Genomic DNA, 22,033 nt, shown 5'->3' on the forward strand with positions numbered 1-22,033 from the left:
CTACTATGGGCAGACTGTGGAACAAATGGCTGATGCCGGCATTATTTGCCGTGATTCTTTTTCTATGTATTCGTGTGGCGAATGATATTCCGAAACATGAATACTATTGGGAAAGCAATGAGTGGAATTTCATGTTGAAGGATATGCTTGTGGTACTCTTCATGTCTTACCCTATCTTTTTTCTATTGAAGTATTGGCTTTGTTTGTGCCGGAAGCGGAAGCTGGTGTGGTGGCAGGAATACGGGGTGGTTGTCCTGACAGCTCCCGTCTGGTGTCTTCTGACGATGTGGGTTATCCGCTTTTTGATGGGGGTAAGTCTTGATTTATACGATGTGCCTATTCCCGCCATAGTCAGTATGTTGCTTGGCGGCTTCTTCTATATATTCTTGCGTAATCAGATGATACAGAAGGAAAACGAAGCTCAACGCCTGCAATTGGAGAAGATAAAAAATGACCAGCTCCAGACAGAGCTGAAATTCCTTAAAGCGCAATATCATCCACATTTTCTTTTTAATGTACTCAATACGGTTTATTTTCAGATAGATGAGAATAATGAGGCTCCACGGCATACTCTTGAGCAATTGTCCGATTTGCTTCGTTACCAATTATACAATGATGGGGAGAAAGTGCAGGTTCGTGTGGAATTGGAATATCTGAAACAATACATCAGCCTATGTAAACTTCGTGCTACGAAGCGGCTGCAGTTGCAGGTGCATTTCGATGAAATGGAGGCGCAGGTTGAGATTTATCCATTGTTGTTTGTACCGTTGGTGGAGAATGCTTTCAAATATGTGGGAGGGAACTATTTTATAGCTATGGATATGTGTCTGAAAGAAGGCAAGTTGTGTTTTAGTATTGAAAATTCTATACCGGAACCATTAGTGCACCAGAAAGGAAAACATGGAATCGGCATAGAAAATCTGAGGCGCAGGCTGGAGCTGCTATATCCGGAGCGTCATACGCTGGACATAAATAGAGGAGATACTTTGTTTAGAGTAAAACTTGTGATAGAATTATAGGATGAAACAGGTAAAATGTGTAATAACCGATGACGAGCCTACTGCATGTGAAGGATTGCAACGCTATGTGGAAAAGGTGGATTTCCTTTCTTTAATGGGTGTATGTGAAGATGCTATGCAGTTGAACACTCTTTTGCAGACTGAGCAGCCGGACTTGTTGTTTCTGGATATTGAAATGCCTTATCTTTCGGGGCTTGAACTCTTGGCATCTCTTGCCCATCCGCCTCATGTGATTATCACTTCCGCTTATGAGCAGTATGCATTGAAAGGTTATGAACTTGATGTTACGGACTATCTGTTGAAACCGATTTCGTTTGACCGGTTCCTGAAAGCGGTGAATAAAGTACATGGTCTTTTGCAGCAGGAGAAATGGCCGGATGAAGCTAATAATTTTATATTTGTCCGTTCAGACCGTCAGATGCATAAGGTGTTGTTTAAGGATATTCTGGTGGTAGAGGGGCTGGAAAATTACGTCTGTATTTATACGGAAAGCACAAAGCTGCTTGTACGTTCTACCATGAAGCGTATGATAGAGGCTCTTCCTGGTGGAGTATTTCAGCAAGTCCATAAATCATATCTGATAAATTTGGAAAAGATTGAGATGATAGATGGCAATCGGATTATAGTTGGGAGGCATACTGTTCCGGTGGCACGTAATTTCCGCGAGGAGGTGTTTGCACGTATTTTGAAGAATACTTTGTAGTTGCGCAGGAGAAGCTTGTCATGATAAAACTCTGGGCACGAATTACATGAATTTCACAGTTGCGGTTAGCAAAAAACGTGAAATCCATGTAATTCGTGCCCGAAAGAAAGTGTCAAAGGCGTATTGCTGCACGTGACTATTATGGCCTTAGTCTATTATTTCAAATCCCGTATACGGAACCAATGCCTTTGGTATGCGGATTCCTTCTGGAGTCTGGTTGTTTTCCAGCAAGGCGGCAACGATGCGTGGCAGAGCGAGTGCGGAACCGTTCAGCGTATGGCAAAGCTCTGTTTTCTTTTCTGCCGTACGGTAGCGGCATTTCAGACGGTTGGCTTGATAAGTGTCAAAATTAGAGACGGAACTTACTTCCAGCCAGCGTTTCTGTGCTTCGGAATACACCTCAAAGTCAAAACAGAGGGCAGCCGTGAAGCTCATATCGCCACCGCAAAGGCGCAGGATGCGGTAGGGGAGTTCCAGTTTTTGAAGCAAACCTTCTACATGGTCCAGCATTTCCTGATGAGACTGTTTGGAGTGTTCCGGCTTGTCGATGCGCACCAGTTCTACTTTGGAGAATTCGTGCAGACGGTTCAGACCACGTACATCTTTTCCGTATGAGCCGGCTTCGCGACGGAAACATTGAGTATAGGCGCAATTCTTGATGGGCAACTGTTTTTCGTCCAGAATCACATCGCGGTAGATGTTTGTTACCGGAACTTCGGCTGTAGGAATCAGATATAAGTCGTCCACTTCGCAATGGTACATTTGTCCTTCTTTATCGGGAAGTTGCCCCGTGCCATAGCCAGAAGCGACGTTCACCACTGTCGGCGGCATTACTTCTGTATAGCCGGATTTGCGTGCCTCGTCCAGGAAGAAGTTGATGAGCGCGCGTTGCAGTTGTGCACCTTTGCCTTTGTATACGGGGAATCCGGCACCGGTAATCTTAACGCCCAGGTCAAAGTCTATCAAGTCATATTTCTTGGCCAGTTCCCAGTGGGGCAGGGCATCTTTGGGCAATTCGGTTTCCATGCCGCCCATCTTCTCTACCACATTGTCGTCGGCACCGACGCCTTCGGGCACACTGTCATAGGGAACGTTGGGGATGGTGTAAAGTAAAGTCTGCAAATCGTTGGCAGCCTGCTCCATATTGGCTTGCAAGTCTTTGTTGACTTCTTTCAGCTCGGCCACGCGGCTTTTGGCGGCTTCTGCTTCTTCTTTCTTACCCTCCTTCATCAGTTGTCCGATGGATTTGGAGAGTGAGTTGGCTTCTGCCAAGTTTTTATCTAAGATGGTTTGATTGGCTTTTCTTTTGTCATTGAAGTCCAGCACTTGTGCAATGGTTTCTTTCGCATTCTTGAAGTGCTTCTTTTCCAGTCCGCGGAGAACCGCGTCGGTATTTTCTGTAATTTGTTTGATGGTAAGCATATCTTATACTTGTTTTTATGTTATTCGGTTTTGTGAGTGCAAAGATATGGAAAAAACAAATAAAGTGTTGCTTTTGACATGAAAGAAAGGGATGCAATCCATTCGGATTACATCCCTTTTCCTTATTTCTTGTTCGGAAACTTATGCTTCTGCGTTTTCTGCGGGGATAACAGAAACTGAACGTCTGTCTTCCTTGCCTACTTTGAACTTTACAGTTCCGTCTACTAAAGCGAAAAGAGTGTGGTCTTTTCCCATGCCGATGTTCTCACCCGGGTGGAATTCAGTACCTCTTTGACGAACGATGATGTTACCTGCCTTGCAAGCTTCGCCACCAAATATCTTAACGCCTAATCTCTTGCTCTGTGATTCGCGGCCGTTCTTAGAACTACCGACACCTTTTTTATGTGCCATTTTTTCTTACTGTTTTAATTGATTAAGCTACTACTTCTGTAATTGTTAACTCTGTGAATTGTTGACGGTGACCGTTCAACTTACGATAACCTTTTCTTCTTTTCTTATGGAAAACGAGAACTTTATCGCCTTTTACCATGTTTGATACGACCTGGCAAACAACCTTTGCACCCTCTACAGTGGGAGCACCTACGGTGATGTTGCCGTCTTTGTCTACCAAAAGAACCTTGTCAAACTCTACTGTTGCACCGTTTTCTGCATTCTGGATGTGGTGTACAAACAGTTTTTTGCCAGCTTCTGCTTTGAATTGCTGACCGTTAATTTCTACAATTGCGTACATTTCTTATATTAATGTATAAGTTAGCTCCGTCGGGTGGTCTCTAATCACTTAGAAAGCACTTGGTCGAACCCGGTGCGGAATAATCGGGCACAAAAGTACTCTTTTTATTCTAAATGGGCAAATGTTCTTTTGCTTTTTTATTCTTTTAGTGCAGATTGTACTTTTGGCCTATTGGAGAAAAACTGTTTCATCAAGAAGAGACAATTTATGTAGGGATGGTTGTTGTTACAAGATGAATTTCAGTACATAGATACCGGCCAGCATTAGTGCCATGACGAGGCATGCAAATATGACGAGTAGCACAAGACTGTAAGTCAGCATGAGGATAGTGCGCCAAAAGCTTCTCCACCAGGTGCAGCGGTACAATTGTTTGTAATCGCAACAGAATAGGACGAAAATAAGCCATAAAGGCAGCTCATACAAATCGTCTACCTTTGCACACCCGTTGAAAGGCAGCACGATGATGCTTAGCAGGAGTATCTGGCAAGCTATGTAGGCTTGTATGAATACATGCTCCGTGGTATTGTAGTTTAACTTATATTTCCGGCATCGGAAGGCAAGTTGGGTAGCAAGTGCAAACAGAGGCAGTGTGGCAATGATGCGGAATGCTTTGTTTCCGTGTCCCCAGCTCTTCATCAGATTCCATACTTTCATTAGGAAAGGAGAGTTCTGGAAGACTTTTTCCAGTCTGTCTCCCACCTCCGAGGTGTCGTTTACAAACTCATCGATGAGGTCGCCATCATCGCTGTTCGATTCGGATACCTGTGTGGCAGAAGTGGAGTCGTTCTTCTCTTCCAGTTTGTTCAGGCTTTTCTCCAGGCTTTTTATAGTGATGGCGAGGGCTCGCTTTTCCTCTTTGCTATAGGTTTTCTCCATCTTTTGGGTAAGCTTCTCTTTAGCGGCAATGATTTCTTCTTTGTCTGTCTGCTCTGTCTTTTCCGTCTTTGCTTTTTTGCTCAGAGCTTCCGGGTCTACCAGTTGCACAGCCATGATATAAAGAGCTGCAAGAATGAAGAGTGTCTGGAACGGGCGAAAATACTCTATACGCTTACCACCGATGAAGTCTCTAATCATGTATCCCGGACGGTAGAGGAGTTCCAGAAGGGTACGTCCAAAACCATTGTCTATATTGAAGAAGCCTCCGGCAATGTTTTTAAGGGCGTTGCTTAGCCGGTAACGTGGAGTGTTTCGGCTTTGTCCGCAACGGTTACAGTAGTTGCCGGTATAGGTGGTGCCACAATTCAGGCAAGTGCAGGTTTCGGTACTCGCAGGAGGAGTTTTCCTTCCTTGTATCAGCTTGATGTGGAATGCACGCAGGCGTACTGCGTAGGGGTGCCACCATGAGTCGATGAAAGTTCTTGCTTTGTTGGGCAGTATCCTTCTTTTTTGGAGGATGCCCCACAATGTCAGTATGAAGACAACCGGGAAGAAGTTGCTGTCGTCGGTCATGTCCAGCTCTTCAATAGCCAACCAAAAGAGTGTCAATAGAAGGAGGATTTGCCAGGCATTTATCCTTTTCTGTTTCCGGGGAGAAGTGGCATACATATTTTCCGGTCGGATGGGGCTTTCAATCTTGAATATGGAGGGATGCTCCTCCTGAACTGCCAGCAGTTCTTCCAAAGTGCTCATTATTTTCCGGTGTGGGTACTTTTCCAATTCTTTGGCAGTGGTTACTCCGTGGGTGACCCCGGCAAAGTCTACTCCGGCCGCTTGGGCTGTTTCCGCATCTATCGTGCTGTCGCCTATATAGAGGGTATCGGTTTTGCTGACATGTAGCCGCTTAATGGCAAGGAGTAGCCCTTCGGGAGATGGCTTGGCGGTTTTCACGTCTTCACCACCCACGATGATGTCTATAAAATCTTCAGGAAAATGCTGGTCGAGGAGTTCCTTGATGCGGAATCGGTATTTGGTCGAGATGATTCCGATGCGGGCGCCAGAGTCCTTTAGTGCAGTCAGTACAGACTTGGTTTCCAGGAAAAGCACCGTATTGACAGTCATATGCGTATCGGCCTCTTTTCGGTATTCTGCCTTGAATCCTGCCAGTTGTCCGGCATCTGTCACGCCGGTGAGGATGGAAAAAGAGTTTTCCAGAGTCTTGCCGATGGTACGTTTGATGTCGTCATCTGTAACCTCTGTATATCCGTGATGGGTCAGTACGTTGCGGAAACAAGTGACGATTCCGCGGGAAGAATCAGCAAGCGTATAGTCAAAGTCGAAAAGATAGGTCGTGTAATTCATTGTGACTTTTTGTGGCAAAGATAGTGTAAAGTATATTTTTACAAAATAAAAAAGAGGATTAATCGGAATTTTGTATTACTTTTGTTTGCATGAATTCTGTTGAAAAAGTGACAAGATGTGTAAGTGTTTTATCCGGTTAGGTTGTTATACTATACACGTTAACCCTATAATGTTATGAATTTGATAAAATCTTGTTGTTTGTTTGTGGTCTTTTCATCCTTTCTGGCATGTACCCCACAAGTGTCGGATGTGAAGAGTATGTCTTATACAGAGTTCGTGAACCCCTTTATCGGTACAGATTTTACTGGAAACACCTATCCGGGTGCCCAGGCACCGTTTGGCATGGTGCAACTCAGTCCTGACAACGGACTGCCGGGCTGGGACCGTATTTCCGGATATTTTTATCCAGACAGTACCATTGCAGGCTTCAGCCATACCCATCTCTCCGGAACCGGCGCTGGTGACTTGTATGATATCTCTTTTATGCCGGTGACATTGCCTTATAAGGAGGCGGAAGCTCCGCTCGGCATTCACTCTTTGTTCTCTCATTCGGAAGAGTCGGCAAGCGCCGGATATTACCAGGTGCGTCTGAAAGATTATAATATCAATGTAGAGTTGACGGCCACCGAGCGTTGTGGCATTCAGCGGTATACTTTCCCCAAAGCCGATGCTGCCGTTTTCCTGAATTTGCGGAAAGCCATGAATTGGGATTTTACCAATGATTCTCACATAGAAGTCGTCGATTCGGTAACGGTGCAAGGTTACCGTTACTCTGACGGTTGGGCACGCGACCAGCGCCTCTACTTCCGTACCCGTTTCTCCAAACCGTTTGTTGTGATGCAGCTCGATACAGCTGCCATAGAGAAAGATGGCAAGCGGATAGGGACATCCGTCATTGCACGATTCGACTTTCAGACTAAGGAAGGAGAACAGATTCTTGTTAGTACTGCCATCTCCGGTGTGAGTATGGAAGGGGCGGCACGTAATTTGGCAGCCGAAGTACCCGATGATGATTTCGACAAATACCTGGCAGCTGTGCAGGATGATTGGAACAAACAATTGTCCCGGATAGAAATAAAATGCGATGACCGTGATGAGAAAGTCAAGTTCTATACGGCTTTGTATCATTCGATGATTGCTCCTACCATTTACAGTGATGTGGACGGTGCTTATTACGGTCCCGACAAGCAAGTGCACCGTGCGGAGAGCTGGACAAATTACAGTACTTTCTCCTTGTGGGACACTTACCGTGCGGCTCATCCTCTCTATACCTTTATTGAGCCGGAACGGGTGAACGATATGGTGAAGTCCTTCCTCGCCTTCTTCGAACAGAACGGTCGCCTTCCCGTATGGAATTTTCAGGGGAGCGAGACAGATATGATGATAGGTTACCACTCTGTACCAGTTATTGTAGATGCCTATCTGAAAGGTATTGGGGACTTCGATGCGAAAAAGGCCTTGGAGGCTTGTGTAGCTACTGCCAATATCGATTCTTATCGTGGCATTGGGTTATATAAGAAATATGCTTATGTTCCTTATAATGTGACGGATCAGTATAATTCGGAAAACTGGTCACTTTCTAAAACACTGGAATATGCATACGATGACTATTGTATAGCCCGTATGGCAGAGAAACTGGGCGATAAGGAGGTAGCGGACGAGTTTTATAAGCGTTCCCGTAATTACCGGAATGTTTACAATCCGGTAAGTTCTTTCATGCAGCCCCGTGATGACAAGGGAGAGTTTATCCGGAACTTCTCGCCGGACGACTATACTCCGCACATCTGCGAGAGCAACGGCTGGCAGTACTTCTGGTCTGTACAGCAGGATATTGACGGCTTGATAGCTTTGACCGGAGGTAAGGAACGGTTTGCCCAGAAGCTGGACAGTATGTTTACCTATAATCCTTCTGCAGATGATGAGCTGCCTATTTTCAGCACCGGAATGATTGGCCAGTATGCGCATGGAAATGAGCCTAGCCATCACGTCATTTATCTGTTCAATGCTGTGGATCAACCTTGGAAAACCCAGAAATATGCAGCCCGGGTGATGCATGAACTCTACCTGAACACTCCTGCCGGTTTGTGTGGCAACGAGGATTGCGGACAGATGTCTGCTTGGTATGTGTTCAGTGCGATGGGCTTTTATCCGGTAGACCCGGTTGGCGGAAAATATGAAATCGGTACCCCCCTATATCCGGAAATGAAGATGCACCTGCCTGGTGGAAAGACCTTTAAGGTACTGGCACCGGCGGTGAGCAAGGAAAATTGCTACATTCAATCTGTCAAACTCAACGGTAAGAGCTATGACAAAAGTTATATTACGCATGAACAGATAATGGATGGAAGTGTTTTCGAATTTGAAATGGGGGATAAGCCAGGTGATGCATGGTACAGCCCCCGACAACCGGCTAAAATATGGATGAACATTTCGACTTGACATATAAATCCCTTTTCCGCAGGTATTATACCAATCTGCTGTTCTACGCCACACGCATTGTGGGGGAAGAAGATGCGGAAGATGTGGTGCAGGATGTTTTCGTGGAGCTGTGGAAGCGGAAAGATGCCATGAAGGTGGGAGAGCAGATTCAGGCTTTTTTGTATAGGGCGGTGTATACCCGTGCCTTGAACGTTCTGAAGCATCGGGACATTGTAAGTGGCTATGAGGCTGTCATGCTCGAAATCCATAAAAAGAGGGTTGAGTTCTATCAACCCGACAGCAATGATGTGGTGAAACGGATAGAGGATGCCGAACTCAGAAGGAAGCTGTCCGATGCCATCAATGAATTGCCGGACAAGTGCCGGATGGTATTCAAACTCAGCTATCTGCATGATATGAAGAATAAGGAGATAGCTGATACGATGGGAGTGTCATTGCGTACGGTGGAGGCTCACATGTACAAAGCTTTGAAGTTGCTGCGCGATAAACTGGGGTATCTGAACCTGATGTTGGCTCTGTTTTTCATCGGGAAAGTAAGTGTTTTTGCGAGCAGCGTTGTTTTATTATCATAATGAAGGAAAGAATGAATAAGTTGAATGAGGAGATATTGGCCAAGTTCCTTATGGGTGAATGTACGGAAGATGAACTTCGTGAGGTGAACGCCTGGCTGGAAGGGTCGGGTGAGAATGCACGCGAATTGTTCAGGCTGGAGGAGATTTACCACTTGGGGAGACTGGGGGATACTTCGAATGCACAAGACATAGAAAAGGTCGAAAAGCGATTGTTTAAAAGGTTGGAACAAGAGAAGACGAAACAATACAAGGTACGGAGGATGGTTGGATGGATGCGGTATGCGGCCGTATTTGTGGGCTTCTTCCTTTTGGGTACTTTCGGCTATCTTTTTTATCAGACTTATAGCCAGCCGGAAACATTACTGGCTGTCACCACTCATGATAAGATTAAGGAATTGAAACTGCCGGATGGCACAAAAGTCTGGCTGAATAAAAATACTACCTTGAAATATCCGTATGAGTTTGCAGGGAAGGGAAGAAAGGTTTATCTGGAAGGAGAAGGATATTTTGAGGTAATGAGGAATCCGGAAAAACCGTTTGTCGTACAGAGTGAGGCCATGCAGGTCAGAGTATTGGGAACTGTTTTCAACCTCAAGTCTGACAAGGCTAAGATGTCTGCAGTAGCTACCCTTCTGAAAGGCGAAGTAGAGGTGAAAGGCAATCATGGCGAGGGTATGATTATCCTTGCCCCCGGACAGAAAGCCGAGCTGAACGGAATGACTAGGCGTCTGGTGGTGAAGCAGGTGGATACGGGAATCGAAAACTGGCACAATAATGAGTTTGTCTTTGAGAAGGCTGACCTATACACCATTGCGCGTACATTGGAGAATTCGTATGGGGTGAGGATAATTCTGGCACCGAACATAGATGTAAGCAAGACCTACTCGGGTACACTGAAGAAAAAAGAGAGTGTGGGGGCTGTGCTGAATCTGATAAAGAATGCCATTCCATTGGAGTATAAAATTGTGGGGAACAGTGTTTTCCTCTCCTCAATGAAGTAGGAAGGCCGCACAAATCCGAGATATGACGAGAAGAATTTATTTAATACTAACAACTTTCTAATATTATGCGAAAATTAATCCTATTGTTTCTTTTTGTGAGCAGTTCCTTGTGGCTGCATGCCAAGGACTTTACCCAGTATGTCAGTCCTCTTGTCGGCACGCAGTCTACTTTCGAGCTTTCCACCGGTAATACCTATCCTGCGATCGCACGTCCCTGGGGTATGAACTTCTGGACTCCTCAGACTGGTAAGATGGGTGACGGCTGGCAATACGTCTATACCGCGAACAAGATCCGTGGTTTCAAGCAGACACACCAGCCCAGTCCCTGGATTAACGACTACGGGCAGTTCTCCATCATGCCGGTGGTTGGCAAGCCCGAGTTTGATGAGGAGAAGCGTGCAAGCTGGTTCTCCCACAAGGGCGAAGTGGCACTTCCTCATTATTATAAGGTATATCTTGCCGAACACGATGTGGTTACCGAGTTCACCCCTACCGACCGTGCCGTATTGTTCCGTTTCACTTTCCCTGAAAATGATCATTCATACGTTGTTGTTGATGCCTTTGACAAGGGCTCTTATGTGAAGATACTTCCGGAACAGAATCGTATTATCGGTTATACTACCCGTAACAGCGGCGGTGTTCCCGAGAACTTCAAGAACTATTTCGTGATAGAGTTCGACAAGCCTTTTACTTATAAGGCGTCTGTAGCCGATGGCGTCTTGACCGAGAATAAGGTTGAGCAGGAAGCCGGACACGCCGGTGCTGTTATCGGCTTCAAAACCCGCAAGGGTGAAGTGGTACATGCCCGTGTAGCCTCTTCTTTCATCAGTTTTGAGCAGGCTGACCGTAACTTGAAGGAGCTTGGCAATGACAATTTGGAAACATTGGTTCAGAAAGGTCAGGATGCCTGGAACAAGGTGCTGGGCCGTATTGATGTGGAAGGCGGAACCCTTGACCAGTACCGTACTTTCTACTCATGTTTGTATCGTTCCTTGTTATTCCCCCGTGCATTCTATGAACTGGATGAGGCGGGAAGTCCTATTCATTACAGCCCTTACAATGGTCAGGTGCTGCCCGGTTATATGTATACGGATACCGGTTTCTGGGATACTTTCCGCTGTCTCTTTCCATTCCTTAATCTGATGTATCCGTCAGTGAACAGGCAGATTCAGGAAGGTCTTGTCAACACCTATAAGGAAAGCGGTTTCTTCCCCGAATGGGCAAGTCCGGGTCACCGTGGCTGTATGATTGGCAACAACTCTGCTTCCGTACTGGCAGATGCCTATCTGAAAGGTGTGAAGGTGGAGGATGTGCAGACGCTGTACGAAGGTCTCATCAACGGTACAAAGAATGTCCATCCCGAGGTCTCTTCTACGGGTCGCCTCGGCTATGAGTATTACAATAAGCTTGGTTATGTTCCCTACGATGTGAAAATCAACGAGAACACTGCCCGTACTTTGGAGTATGCTTATAATGACTGGTGCATCTACCGCATGGCAAAAGAGTTGAACCGTCCGAAGAAGGAGCAGAAACTCTTTGCGGAACGTGCCATGAACTATAGGAATGTGTTTGATAAGGAAAGCAAGCTGATGCGTGGTCGTAATCAAGACGGCCAGTTCCAGGCTCCTTTCTCTCCATTGAAGTGGGGTGATGCCTTTACTGAAGGTAACAGTTGGCACTATTCCTGGTCTGTATTCCACGACCCTCAAGGTCTGATAGACTTGATGGGTGGCAAGGAATCTTTCGTGGAGATGCTTGACTCTGTATTTATTGTTCCACCCTTGTTCGATGACAGCTATTACGGCCAGGTAATCCATGAAATCCGTGAGATGACAGTGATGAATATGGGTAACTATGCCCATGGCAACCAGCCCATCCAGCACATGATTTACCTTTATAATTATGCCGGGGAGCCTTGGAAGGCCCAATATTGGCTTCGTCAGGTAATGAACCGCATGTACACTGCCGGTCCCGACGGTTATTGCGGTGACGAGGACAACGGTCAGACTTCCGCGTGGTATGTCTTCTCTGCACTTGGTTTCTATCCGGTTTGCCCTGGTACGGACGAGTATGTACTGGGCGCCCCTCTGTTCCGTAAGGCTACCCTCCATTTCGAGAACGGTAAGTCCCTGACAATTGACGCTCCGGATAACTCACCGGAGAACATGTATATCGAGTCTCTCAAGGTGAACGGCGTGGATTATTCCAGGAATTATCTGACGCATGGCAATTTGCAGAATGGCGGTACCTTGAGGTTTGATATGGGCAGCCAGCCTAATATGAAGAGAGGTACGCAGCCGGAAGATTATCCTTATTCTTTCTCGAATGAACTGAAGAAGTAAAGAATAGTAATAATATAGTAAGAAAAGGGTTGCCTCGAAAATAAGTTGATATATCATTTTGTTATTTACAATCTGTATTATAGGTGTTTTTCTTGAATCAGGTGGAAATAATTATTTACTTCGTTAGTAATATTGAGCAAAATGATATATCAACTTATTTTCGGGGTAACTCTTTTTTTTTAGGATTAATGATAAAAAAGATACTTTTTCAGTAAGTGTATTTTCATTGTCTGTTGTTTTATATAGGAATGCGAGAGAATGAATCTCTCGAAGTAATTTATTGTATAACCTATAAATTGTGTTTATGAAAGACAATTATGCTTTTCGGAGTTCGACGTTCATGCGGGCTTTATTAGTTTTGTTGTTCATGGCAGTTTCTATCCAGTGGGGCTTTGCCCAATTAAACCTGAATGTGTCTCGCGGCACATTGAGGACAGTCATTGAACAAATCAAGTCTCAATCCAAGTATCAATTTTTTTATGACGACAAACTGGCTGCGTTGCCGGTAGAAAACGTCAAAGTGAACAATGCGTCTATAGAAGATGCTTTGAATGTTATTCTCAAAGGGAAAGACATTTCCTATAAAGTGGAGGATAACATCGTTTATCTTTCTGAAAAGTCTGCTGCTCCTCAAGAGGGCAACCAACAAGGGAAAGAACGGACGATTACCGGAGTCGTGTCAGATGACATGGGACCTCTGATTGGTGTGAATGTATTGATAAAAGGTACCAGCAACGGGTGCATTACCGACCTCGACGGTAACTTTACGTTGACCACTACGGAAGCGAATCCGGTGATCGTATTCTCTTATATCGGTTATACTACGCAGGAAATTCCCGTGAAAGGTAATGCACCGATTAATGTGATGATGGCCGGAGATACCCAACAGCTTGAAGAAGTTGTGGTTACTGCCCTAGGTATCAAGCGTTCGGAAAAGGCATTGTCCTACAATGTACAGCAGGTGAATACAGATGCCATTACTTCCAATAAAGACGCCAACTTTGTGAACTCATTGAGTGGTAAAGTAGCAGGTGTGAATATCAATGCTTCTTCATCCGGTGTGGGTGGCGTGTCAAAGGTAGTGATGCGTGGTACGAAATCCATCATGCAGTCTTCCAATGCACTTTATGTAATTGACGGTGTGCCTATTTTCTCTGGCCGTGGTACTGCCGGAGGTAAGGAGTTCGACTCCCAGGGATCTTCAGAACCGATTGCTGACATCAACCCGGAAGACATCGAGTCAATGTCGGTCTTGACTGGCGCCGCCGCTGCTGCCTTGTACGGTTCGGAAGCTGCCAACGGTGCCATTGTCATCACTACAAAGAAAGGTAAAGAAGGTAAGGTGAGTCTTACTGTCAGCAGCAATACTGAATTCACCAATCCGTTTGTGATGCCGAGCTTCCAAAACCGGTATGGTACGGGAACCGGTGGTGTGATGAGCACTTCAGGAGCCATGAGCTGGGGAGCTCCTTTGTCTGCAGCCAATAATTACAATTACAGTCCGAAAGATGATTATTTCCAGACGGGTATTGTAGGGACGGAAAGCATCTCTTTGTCAACTGGTACAGAAAAAAACCAGACGTATGCATCGGCTGCTGCCGTAAACTCTAAGGGTATTGTTCCCAACAACAAATACAACCGTTACAACTTCACGGTACGTAATACCACTACTTTCTTGGACGACAAGATGACTTTGGACTTCGGTGCAAGCTATATTCTGCAGAATGACCAGAACATGACGAACCAGGGTACCTACAATAACCCGTTGGTGGGTGCTTATTTGTTCCCGCGCAGCAACGACTGGTCGGATATCAGCATGTATGAGCGCTATGACGCTGCCCGTAAGATTTATACGCAATATTGGCCGGTAGGGGACGAAGGTATGGTAATGCAGAATCCTTATTGGATTAACTACCGCAATTTGCGCCAGAACAAGAAGGATCGCTATATGCTGAATGCCGGTTTGAGCTATAAGATTCTGGACTGGCTGACTGTTTCAGGACGTGTACGTTTGGATAACTCCAATAATGACTATACAGAAAAGTTTTATGCTTCTACCAATACTCAGCTCACCGAGAGTTCTTCACGAGGTCTTTATGGTATTACTAAGACGCAGGACAAACAGTTGTATGCTGACTTCCTGGTGAGTATCAACAAATATTTCGGTGAAGACTGGTCACTCCAGGCCAACGTCGGTGGTTCATTCTCCGATATACGTTCGGATGCAATGAAAACACGTGGTCCGATTGCTGACGGTGGTGATGCTTTCGGTGGTGAACCGGTAGGTCTAACCAACTACTTTGCTATCCAGAACCTGAGTGCCAGCAAGACACAGCGCTTGCAGGAGGGATGGCGTGAACAGACTCAGTCTCTCTTCGCTTCGGCTGAGCTTGGTTACAAGAATACTTACTTCTTGACGCTGACCGGACGTAACGACTGGCCTTCACAGTTGGCAGGTCCCAACTCCAACAGTAAATCATTCTTTTATCCTTCAGTCGGTGGTTCTGTTGTACTGTCTGAACTGATGCCTAACTTGAACAAAGATTATCTTTCTTTTATAAAGGTTCGTGGTTCATGGGCATCTGTTGGTAGTGCTTTCTCCAGATACTTGGCTAATCCTCACTACGAATGGAATTCAAGTTCCGGTCAATGGAGTATCACGACTCAATATCCGTTGTATAATCTGAAGCCTGAGCGTACCAATTCTTGGGAAATCGGTTTGAACATGCGTTTCCTCAAAAATTTTGAATTGGATGTGACATATTACAATGCCAAGACTATGAATCAGACATTCAATCCGCAGTTGCCTGTCAGCGGTTGGTCGGCTTTGTATATCCAGACCGGTGCCGTACGTAACTCCGGTATTGAGTTGTCACTGAACTATAAGAATACTTGGAAGGACTTTACATGGGATACTGGTATAACTTTTTCCAGCAACAAGAATAAGATTTTGACACTGGCAGACAAAGCCATCAACCCCGTTACCGGTGAGTTGTTCTCTTTGAGCACGTTGAATATGGGTGGTTTAGGTGATGCCCGCTTCTTGCTGAAAGAGGGAGGAAGCATGGGGGACCTTTACTCTCTGAGAGATATGAAGCGTGATGCCAATGGACAGATTTTTGTAGACCAGAACGGAGCAGTTGCTACGGAAACCATTACCGATCCTGACAAATACATCAAATTGGGAAGTGTACTTCCTAAGGGGAATTTGGCTTGGCGTAACAACTTCATCTGGAAGAATTTCACAGCAGGCTTTTTGATTTCAGCCCGTTTGGGTGGTGTGGTCTACTCACGTACACAAGCCATGTTGGATTACTATGGTGTGTCTGAGGCCTCTGCGGATGCACGTGATTTAGGTTACGTATTGGTGAATGGCAAGGACAAGGTAAATCCCGAAACATGGTATGGTGTAGTCGGTAGTGGTACAGCTGTTCCCCAATACTATACTTACTCTGCTACCAACGTTCGCCTGCAGGAAGTTTCCTTGGGTTACACTATTCCCAAAAAGTTGTTGAACGATGTGTGTGATATCAAGGTTTCGTTGGTAGGCCGCAACTTATGGATGATTTACAGCAAGGCTCCTTTCGATCCAGAAAGTGTGGCTTCTACCGATAACTTCTATCAGGGAATCGACTATTTCATGATGCCGGCTTTGCGTAACATCGGCTTTAGCTTGAGCTTTAAATTTTAATACCAAACGATATGAAAAAGAGAAATATAATAAATAAATTGATTATTGCTCCATTGCTTATGGGCTTTATGTCCTGCACCGGCAATTATATGGATATCAATTCCAATCCTTATCAACCGGGCGATTTGACTCCCGATGATTATGCACTGGGTTCTGCCATGAGTAACTTGGCAAGTACGGTTATTTCGTCAGACGTCAATACGGCACAATTTACCGATTGTTTGTTGGGCGGACCGTTGGGAGGTTATTTTGCCGATTCAAATGCCGGCTGGTCCAATACAATATCCAATTTTAATGCTACGAATGACTGGACACGCGTATTCTTGATGAGTGACCGTATCATCTCGACATTATATGCTAACTTGAGCACAGTGAAACAAGTATCGGAGAATACCAACAATCCGGTTCCCTATGCTATTGCACAAATCATAAAGGTTGCTGCCATGAGCCGCGTGACTGATACATATGGTCCCATCCCTTATTCCAAGATTGGTCAGGATGGCAAGATAACTATTCCTTATGATACGCAGGAAGAAGTCTACAATGCATTCTTCAAGGAACTGGACGAGTCCATTGAGGTGCTGACCGAGAACAGAAACGCGGCGTTGGTCGCTTCTGCAGACTTCGTATACAGCGGTAATGTACAGAAATGGGTGAAATTTGCCAACTCATTGAAGTTGCGTCTAGCTATCCGCATTGCCAATGTAAGTCCTGCCAAAGCCAAAGAGATGGCTGAAAGCGCAGTGAATCATGAACTGGGCTTGATTGAAACAAATGCAGACAATGCTACATGGAAGTATTTCGGAACAATCAGCAACCCGCTGTTTATGGCAGTGCGTTATAATGAAGAAGCATCAGGCGGTGATACCCATCCTGCTGCTGACATCATCTGTTACATGAACGGTTACAATGACAATCGCCGCGCCAGCTATTTTGAAGAATCCAAATGGGAGGGAGAGTCTTATGTAGGATTACGCCGTGGTATCGATCTCAGCAAAGCGAGGGAATCTTTCATAAATTATTCACGGGTGAAGATTTCCTCTTCAGACCCTGTGCTTTGGATGAATGCAGCGGAAGTTGCCTTCTTGCGCGCTGAAGCTACTGCAGTCTATGGTTTCAGCATGAAAGGAACTGCGGCTGATTTTTATGAACAAGGTGTCCGCCTTTCTTTTGAACAATGGGGAGCTACGGGGGTAGACAGTTATCTGGCTGATGAAAGCAGTGTCCCTGCCCTTTATAAGGATCCTGCTGGTCTTAATACGTATGAAAAGAACCTTTCAAACATTACCATCAAATGGAATGAGGGAGCATCCAAAGAGGAAAAGCAGGAGCGTATCATTACTCAGAAATGGATTGCTAACTGGCCGTTAGGCAACGAGGCTTGGGCTGATTACCGTCGTACGGGTTATCCCAAACTGTTGCCTGCAACCAGCGAAGGCAATAAGAGTAATGGAATTGTTGACAGCGAGAAAGGTGCACGTCGCATGCCTTATCCTTCTGAAGAATATACAAATAATACTGAAAACGTGCAGGATGCAGTAAGCAATTATCTGGGTGGACCGGACAACATGGCTACTGATGTATGGTGGGCACGTAAATAATAACAATAAATGCTGAATAATTATGAAATTATATAAGAAATCATTTAAAGGAATTGCGCTGGCAGCTTTTTCCGTATTGGCATTGTCTGCCTGCTCCGACTGGACAGATACAGAAAGCATCAATTTGGCAGAACCCGGAATCGACGAACAGTCTCCCGAATTGTATGCCAAGTATCTGAAGAACTTGCAGGAATATAAGAATTCTGACCATAAGATTGTGTACGGCTGGTTTGATAATAGTGAGAAAGTTCCTTTCAGTCGTGGGCAACACATGTCAGATGTGCCTGACAGTCTGGACGTAATTATTGTGACTACTCCCGATTTAGTGGAATTCGAACTGAAAGACATTGTAAGTGTACACGAGAAAGGAACAAAAGTATTCTACTCTATCAGTTATGACAATATCTTGAAGGAACATACCGACAAGGTGAAGGAAGGAACGGAAACGTCCACATTCTCGGCTTATCTTTCTGCTGAGTTGAACAGATTGATTGCTCTGGAAGCTCCTTTCGACGGCATTGTTGCTGAATATCGCGGCAGCAATCCTATCTACATGTCCGAAGCTGACAAGGCTGAAGCAAAGGCAAATCAAGATACCTTTTTCAGTGTGATAGCCAACTGGAAGAGCGCCAATTCGGGTAAGAAGCTGGTGTTCCAGGGGTATCCTGCCAACCTGATAGGTCAGTCTGTACTGTCTTCTTGTGACCATATCATCTTGATTACAAATGATGTCACGGATGTTGCCCAACTGGGGATAGAAGCGCTTCAGGCCTTGATGGCAGACGGTGTTCCGGCTGACCGCTTCATTGTATCGGCATCTACCATCTCTCTGGATACAACTGATAAGACTACCGGATATTACAATGCTTTGAGAGCTCTGTCGGAAGCCGCTTATTGGGTGACAGAGCCGTCTGCTGAGTTTATAAAAGCTGGTTTGGCTATTGAGAACATGCAGAATGATTACTACAATGCAACCAATACCTACCAATACGTGAGAGAAGCTATCAATATTATGAATCCTGCTCCTAAAAAATAAAAGAATATCATGAAACTGAAAAGTATATATTTAGTATCGATGGCATTATTGGCAGGTGTATTTGCTGCTTGTAATGATAATGACGTTGAGAATTTCGATAATCAGGTGTATATCAACAGCTCGGCGATGACCAGCACTGTGTTGTTGAAAAACACAGTTTCCGATACGGAAGGTTCATTCCGGATTTCAATGGCTCGCCCTGAATCACGGGACATAACTATTTCCTTGAAGGCGGACCCTTCCTTGGTAGCTACTTATAACGCCACCTATTATGACACAGCCGAGGCGCTGCCGGAAAATTATTATACGGTAGAAACTCCGCAGGCTACCATTTTGGCCGGTGCTGTCATTTCAGATGACATCACTGTCAGCTTCAAGAACTTGACGGAACTGGACCGTGAGAAGGTATATGTATTGCCGGTTACGGTAGACCAGGCAAGTATCGGAGTCTTGAAGAGCTCCGGTACCATGTACTACGTGCTGAAGGGTGCTGCATTGATTAATACGGTTCCTGATATTACCAAGAATCTGGTTTACGTAACTTGGACCAATCCGGATGTAGCCAATAATATGAATAAACTGACGGCAGAAGCGTTGATTCGCGTAAGCAAGTTCGACAAGATGCTGACTTCCATTATGGGTATCGAAGGCAAGTTCCTGCTCCGTATCGGTGATGCCGGAATTCCTCAGAACCAATTGCAGGTGGCTACAAGCAGTGGCAATGTGACTGATGAGAGTCTGGCTATTCCGACAAATGAATGGACACATATAGCTGTGACCTACGATGCGGATGCAAAAACTGTTATAGTTTACATCAATGGTAAGAATATGTTGGAGACTACTTTGGACTGCGGTGCTGTGAACTGGGGGCAGACTATGACTGATGAAGGTAACGGATTCTGGATTGGTCATTCATACAATCGTGACCGCTGGTTGGAAGGTAACATCTCAGAGGTACGTATCTGGAACAAGGTGTTGACATCAGCAGAAATCAATGCAAAGGACCACTTCTACCAGGTAGATCCGGATGCTGACGGACTGGTTTCTTACTGGAAGTTCGATGAAGGTGCCGGTACTGCCATTCATGACTATAGCGGAAATGAGAACAATGCTACTGCAGTTGAACCATTGACTTGGACTGCTGTGGAACTGCCCGCCAAATAATTTAGTTATACCTTAATTCAAATAAAAAGATATTGATTATGAAATATATGAATCATGTAAAATCAGGCTTGCTGGCAATGGCTTTTGCATGTGCAGGAATATGCTTTACCGGTTGTGAAGATGATGTTGTCATCAACACCGGCAACAGCGACAAGCTGGATACTGTGGATGGCGTGTATGGTTATGTAAAGTCTGCCGCTGGTGCACGTGAACTTACTCCGATTTCCGTTTTTGGCGACAAGGTTGCTACCGGACATCTCTATTTTGAACTGAGCAAAGCTGCAGAGCAGGATGTTACGGTGACCTTCAAAGTGGACGAAGACGTTTTGGAAGCTTATAATAAGAAGAATGGAACAAGCTATAAAATGTATCCCGCCGATAAGTTGAGTCTGGCGAACGGTGGAACTGTCATTATCAAGGCGGGCGAACAGAAGTCGGCTTCTGTGGAACTGAATATCAATGCAGGAGGCACAATCGGACAAACTTATGCTGTTGCCGTTTCTGCATCTGCCAATAACGGTGTGGAAGTTTCTACAAACAATCAGGAATATATTTACTTGGTAAAGCCTTTGGCTGCTATTCCTGAGAGTATCAGTAAGGGTGATATACTTACACATTGCTTTGTGGAAGTAAATGACGAGAACATCTTGAATATGGGTGAATATACCATGAAGAGCGACGGAAAGCCTTTCTTTGATGTAGTCAGCATTTTTGCTGCCAATATCAATGTGGATAGCAAGACCGGTCGCGTACATGTTTTTTGCAATGACCAGGTTTCTTTCTTGCTGAGAAATGCGGATAAGTTCATCCGTCCTTTGCAGGCTAAGGGCATTAAGGTGGCTATGACTATTCTTGGCAACCATGATGAGGCCGGTATGGGTAACCTTTCTGAAGCTGCCGCCAAAGACTTTGCCAAGGAACTGAAGGCTTATTTGGATATCTATGGTTTGGATGGCATTGACTTTGATGATGAGTACACCAGTTACAACAACTCCAACCCCAGTCCCGGCTTCGAAAAACGTTCACGTGCCAACTTCGCACGTTTGGTTTATGAGTGCCGCCAGGTATTTGGAGATAAACTGATCGGTGTGTATGAATATGGTTCGCTTGATTCTCCCGATGGCGAGGTAGAAGGTGTGAAAGTTGGTGATATTGTGGACTATATGACCTATGGTTATTACCAGAATCAGAATCCTAATGGAGCTTTTGGCCGTGAAGCGTCTCATTTTGAGAACCTGCCCAAATCCAAGTATGCTCCGCTGCCTTGGAAGATTAATGATGAGTTGAACGGAGGTTGGAATGGATTTGACAAGAGCAAATTCCAAAAAGTGAAAGATGAAGGTTATGGCATTCAGATGTTCTACAATCCCAAACCGCTGATGTATCAGTATTATACGCTGCTTTCGGAAATAAGTAAAGTACTTTTTGATGATGAAGTGGAGTGGAGCGGTAAGTACTGGAACCGTACTGGTGAAGCTTATCAAGGAAAGATGATGGGCTATGAAGATTTGGTCGGTGAATGGAAAGTAACTTCCAGTAACTCCCTCTTTACCTATGTGGATGAAGAAGGCAATCCTCGCTGGTGGGATTGGAAAGGCAGTCAGGATTTTGAGAAGAATGTAATTATAGAGAAAGATGAAGAAGGTACCGGATATGTAGTTTACAACTGGGGTACTTTCCCCGAAATTACCGGTAAGTATCCGATGCATTGCGATTACTATAACGGTGCACTGCTCATCTATCCGCAAACCATTCATGAGGGCGATGCTGAAGACCCTGCTACCTACAAGATGCATTTCGGTACTTATAGTAATGCCTTCCAGTGGAAAGCATATCCTAAGTATGATAATTATTCCATGGATGGCGATATTGCTCCTAACGGTGATATGCGTATCTATGGTTTGGGCAACAGATGGGCTATCAACCCTTATAAGTATGTAGGCGGTGAGATTGAGAACGACATCTTCCCCGATGTTCCTTACTTCGTGAGTGAGAACTATACGATGAAGAAGGTACGCTGATGCCATGTTTTCCGTAAACTGAGGTTTCGGAAA

At 45.1% G+C, this 22,033-nt stretch carries 15 protein-coding genes; 11 read left to right on the forward strand and 4 right to left on the reverse strand.

Going from position 1 to position 22,033, the window contains the following annotated elements:
* Positions 1 to 5: 5 nt before the first annotated feature.
* Both JXR92_RS07975 and JXR92_RS07980 read left to right on the forward strand, forming a co-directional pair.
* A complete protein-coding gene (locus JXR92_RS07975) occupies positions 6 to 1,019 on the forward strand; it encodes a sensor histidine kinase (protein WP_117965922.1) in 1,014 nt (337 codons plus the stop codon).
* A 1-nt stretch (position 1,020) separates the two neighbouring features.
* Positions 1,021 to 1,722 (forward strand): LytR/AlgR family response regulator transcription factor, encoded by a 702-nt coding sequence (locus tag JXR92_RS07980; RefSeq protein ID WP_117965925.1) that lies wholly within the window; start codon positions 1,021 to 1,023, stop codon positions 1,720 to 1,722.
* A gap of 147 nt (positions 1,723 to 1,869) precedes the next feature.
* Here the strand turns inward: JXR92_RS07980 and serS are convergent, their stop codons facing one another.
* The 4 genes from serS to JXR92_RS08000 form a co-directional block, all read right to left on the reverse strand.
* Positions 1,870 to 3,144: a serine--tRNA ligase gene (gene serS / locus JXR92_RS07985; RefSeq protein WP_117965928.1), complete on the reverse strand. Its 1,275-nt coding sequence runs from the start codon at positions 3,142 to 3,144 to the stop codon at positions 1,870 to 1,872.
* 141 nt (positions 3,145 to 3,285) lie between these two features.
* Positions 3,286 to 3,555, reverse strand: coding sequence for a 50S ribosomal protein L27 (gene rpmA, locus JXR92_RS07990; protein ID WP_117601126.1), 270 nt, complete (start codon positions 3,553 to 3,555; stop codon positions 3,286 to 3,288).
* Positions 3,556 to 3,577: 22 nt separating this feature from the next.
* Positions 3,578 to 3,895: a 50S ribosomal protein L21 gene (gene rplU, locus JXR92_RS07995; RefSeq protein WP_005828892.1), complete on the reverse strand. Its 318-nt coding sequence runs from the start codon at positions 3,893 to 3,895 to the stop codon at positions 3,578 to 3,580.
* A gap of 225 nt (positions 3,896 to 4,120) precedes the next feature.
* Positions 4,121 to 6,133: an HAD-IA family hydrolase gene (locus JXR92_RS08000; protein WP_138345099.1), complete on the reverse strand. Its 2,013-nt coding sequence runs from the start codon at positions 6,131 to 6,133 to the stop codon at positions 4,121 to 4,123.
* 174 nt (positions 6,134 to 6,307) lie between these two features.
* Between JXR92_RS08000 and JXR92_RS08005 the strand changes: the two genes are divergently transcribed.
* The 9 genes from JXR92_RS08005 (at position 6,308) to JXR92_RS08045 (ending at position 22,000) form a co-directional block, all read left to right on the forward strand.
* Positions 6,308 to 8,572, forward strand: coding sequence for a GH92 family glycosyl hydrolase (locus JXR92_RS08005; protein WP_206897468.1), 2,265 nt, complete (start codon positions 6,308 to 6,310; stop codon positions 8,570 to 8,572).
* Entirely contained in the window at positions 8,551 to 9,144 is a 594-nt protein-coding gene (locus JXR92_RS08010) for an RNA polymerase sigma-70 factor (protein WP_138345101.1), read from the forward strand. Before JXR92_RS08005 ends, JXR92_RS08010 begins: the two co-directional genes overlap by 22 nt.
* An 11-nt stretch (positions 9,145 to 9,155) precedes the next feature.
* Positions 9,156 to 10,145 (forward strand): FecR family protein, encoded by a 990-nt coding sequence (locus JXR92_RS08015; RefSeq protein ID WP_165491389.1) that lies wholly within the window; start codon positions 9,156 to 9,158, stop codon positions 10,143 to 10,145.
* A gap of 65 nt (positions 10,146 to 10,210) precedes the next feature.
* On the forward strand, positions 10,211 to 12,487 hold the full coding sequence (locus JXR92_RS08020; protein WP_117965937.1) for a GH92 family glycosyl hydrolase: 2,277 nt from the start codon (positions 10,211 to 10,213) through the stop codon (positions 12,485 to 12,487).
* 304 nt (positions 12,488 to 12,791) lie between these two features.
* Complete coding sequence (locus JXR92_RS08025) at positions 12,792 to 16,178, forward strand: TonB-dependent receptor (protein WP_117965940.1); 3,387 nt, start codon at positions 12,792 to 12,794, stop codon at positions 16,176 to 16,178.
* Positions 16,179 to 16,189: 11 nt separating this feature from the next.
* Positions 16,190 to 17,779, forward strand: a complete 1,590-nt coding sequence (locus JXR92_RS08030; RefSeq protein ID WP_138345103.1) for a RagB/SusD family nutrient uptake outer membrane protein — start codon at positions 16,190 to 16,192, stop codon at positions 17,777 to 17,779.
* Between the two features lie 22 nt (positions 17,780 to 17,801).
* Positions 17,802 to 18,815, forward strand: coding sequence for a glycoside hydrolase family 18 (locus JXR92_RS08035; protein WP_117965946.1), 1,014 nt, complete (start codon positions 17,802 to 17,804; stop codon positions 18,813 to 18,815).
* 9 nt (positions 18,816 to 18,824) lie between these two features.
* The gene (locus JXR92_RS08040) at positions 18,825 to 19,979 is read left to right on the forward strand and encodes a DUF1735 and LamG domain-containing protein (RefSeq protein WP_117965949.1); all 1,155 of its coding nucleotides are present in this window, start codon (positions 18,825 to 18,827) and stop codon (positions 19,977 to 19,979) included.
* Between the two features lie 38 nt (positions 19,980 to 20,017).
* The gene (locus JXR92_RS08045) at positions 20,018 to 22,000 is read left to right on the forward strand and encodes a BT_3987 domain-containing protein (RefSeq protein ID WP_117965952.1); all 1,983 of its coding nucleotides are present in this window, start codon (positions 20,018 to 20,020) and stop codon (positions 21,998 to 22,000) included.
* Positions 22,001 to 22,033: the final 33 nt, after the last annotated feature.

Origin of the sequence: Bacteroides parvus, assembly GCF_017309675.2 — a bacterium.
Lineage (GTDB): Bacteria > Bacteroidota > Bacteroidia > Bacteroidales > Bacteroidaceae > Bacteroides > Bacteroides uniformis.

Excerpts from the sequence above, each read along its gene's own strand:
- JXR92_RS07975 (WP_117965922.1), top strand. The coding sequence starts at position 6 with ATGGGCAGACTGTGGAACAAATGGCTGATGCCGGCATTATTTGCCGTG.
- JXR92_RS07980 (WP_117965925.1), top strand. The coding sequence starts at position 1,021 with ATGAAACAGGTAAAATGTGTAATAACCGATGACGAGCCTACTGCATGT.
- serS (WP_117965928.1), bottom strand. The coding sequence starts at position 3,144 with ATGCTTACCATCAAACAAATTACAGAAAATACCGACGCGGTTCTCCGC.
- rpmA (WP_117601126.1), bottom strand. The coding sequence starts at position 3,555 with ATGGCACATAAAAAAGGTGTCGGTAGTTCTAAGAACGGCCGCGAATCA.
- rplU (WP_005828892.1), bottom strand. The coding sequence starts at position 3,895 with ATGTACGCAATTGTAGAAATTAACGGTCAGCAATTCAAAGCAGAAGCT.
- JXR92_RS08000 (WP_138345099.1), bottom strand. The coding sequence starts at position 6,133 with ATGAATTACACGACCTATCTTTTCGACTTTGACTATACGCTTGCTGAT.
- JXR92_RS08005 (WP_206897468.1), top strand. The coding sequence starts at position 6,308 with ATGAATTTGATAAAATCTTGTTGTTTGTTTGTGGTCTTTTCATCCTTT.
- JXR92_RS08010 (WP_138345101.1), top strand. The coding sequence starts at position 8,551 with ATGGATGAACATTTCGACTTGACATATAAATCCCTTTTCCGCAGGTAT.
- JXR92_RS08015 (WP_165491389.1), top strand. The coding sequence starts at position 9,156 with ATGAATAAGTTGAATGAGGAGATATTGGCCAAGTTCCTTATGGGTGAA.
- JXR92_RS08020 (WP_117965937.1), top strand. The coding sequence starts at position 10,211 with ATGCGAAAATTAATCCTATTGTTTCTTTTTGTGAGCAGTTCCTTGTGG.
- JXR92_RS08025 (WP_117965940.1), top strand. The coding sequence starts at position 12,792 with ATGAAAGACAATTATGCTTTTCGGAGTTCGACGTTCATGCGGGCTTTA.
- JXR92_RS08030 (WP_138345103.1), top strand. The coding sequence starts at position 16,190 with ATGAAAAAGAGAAATATAATAAATAAATTGATTATTGCTCCATTGCTT.
- JXR92_RS08035 (WP_117965946.1), top strand. The coding sequence starts at position 17,802 with ATGAAATTATATAAGAAATCATTTAAAGGAATTGCGCTGGCAGCTTTT.
- JXR92_RS08040 (WP_117965949.1), top strand. The coding sequence starts at position 18,825 with ATGAAACTGAAAAGTATATATTTAGTATCGATGGCATTATTGGCAGGT.
- JXR92_RS08045 (WP_117965952.1), top strand. The coding sequence starts at position 20,018 with ATGAAATATATGAATCATGTAAAATCAGGCTTGCTGGCAATGGCTTTT.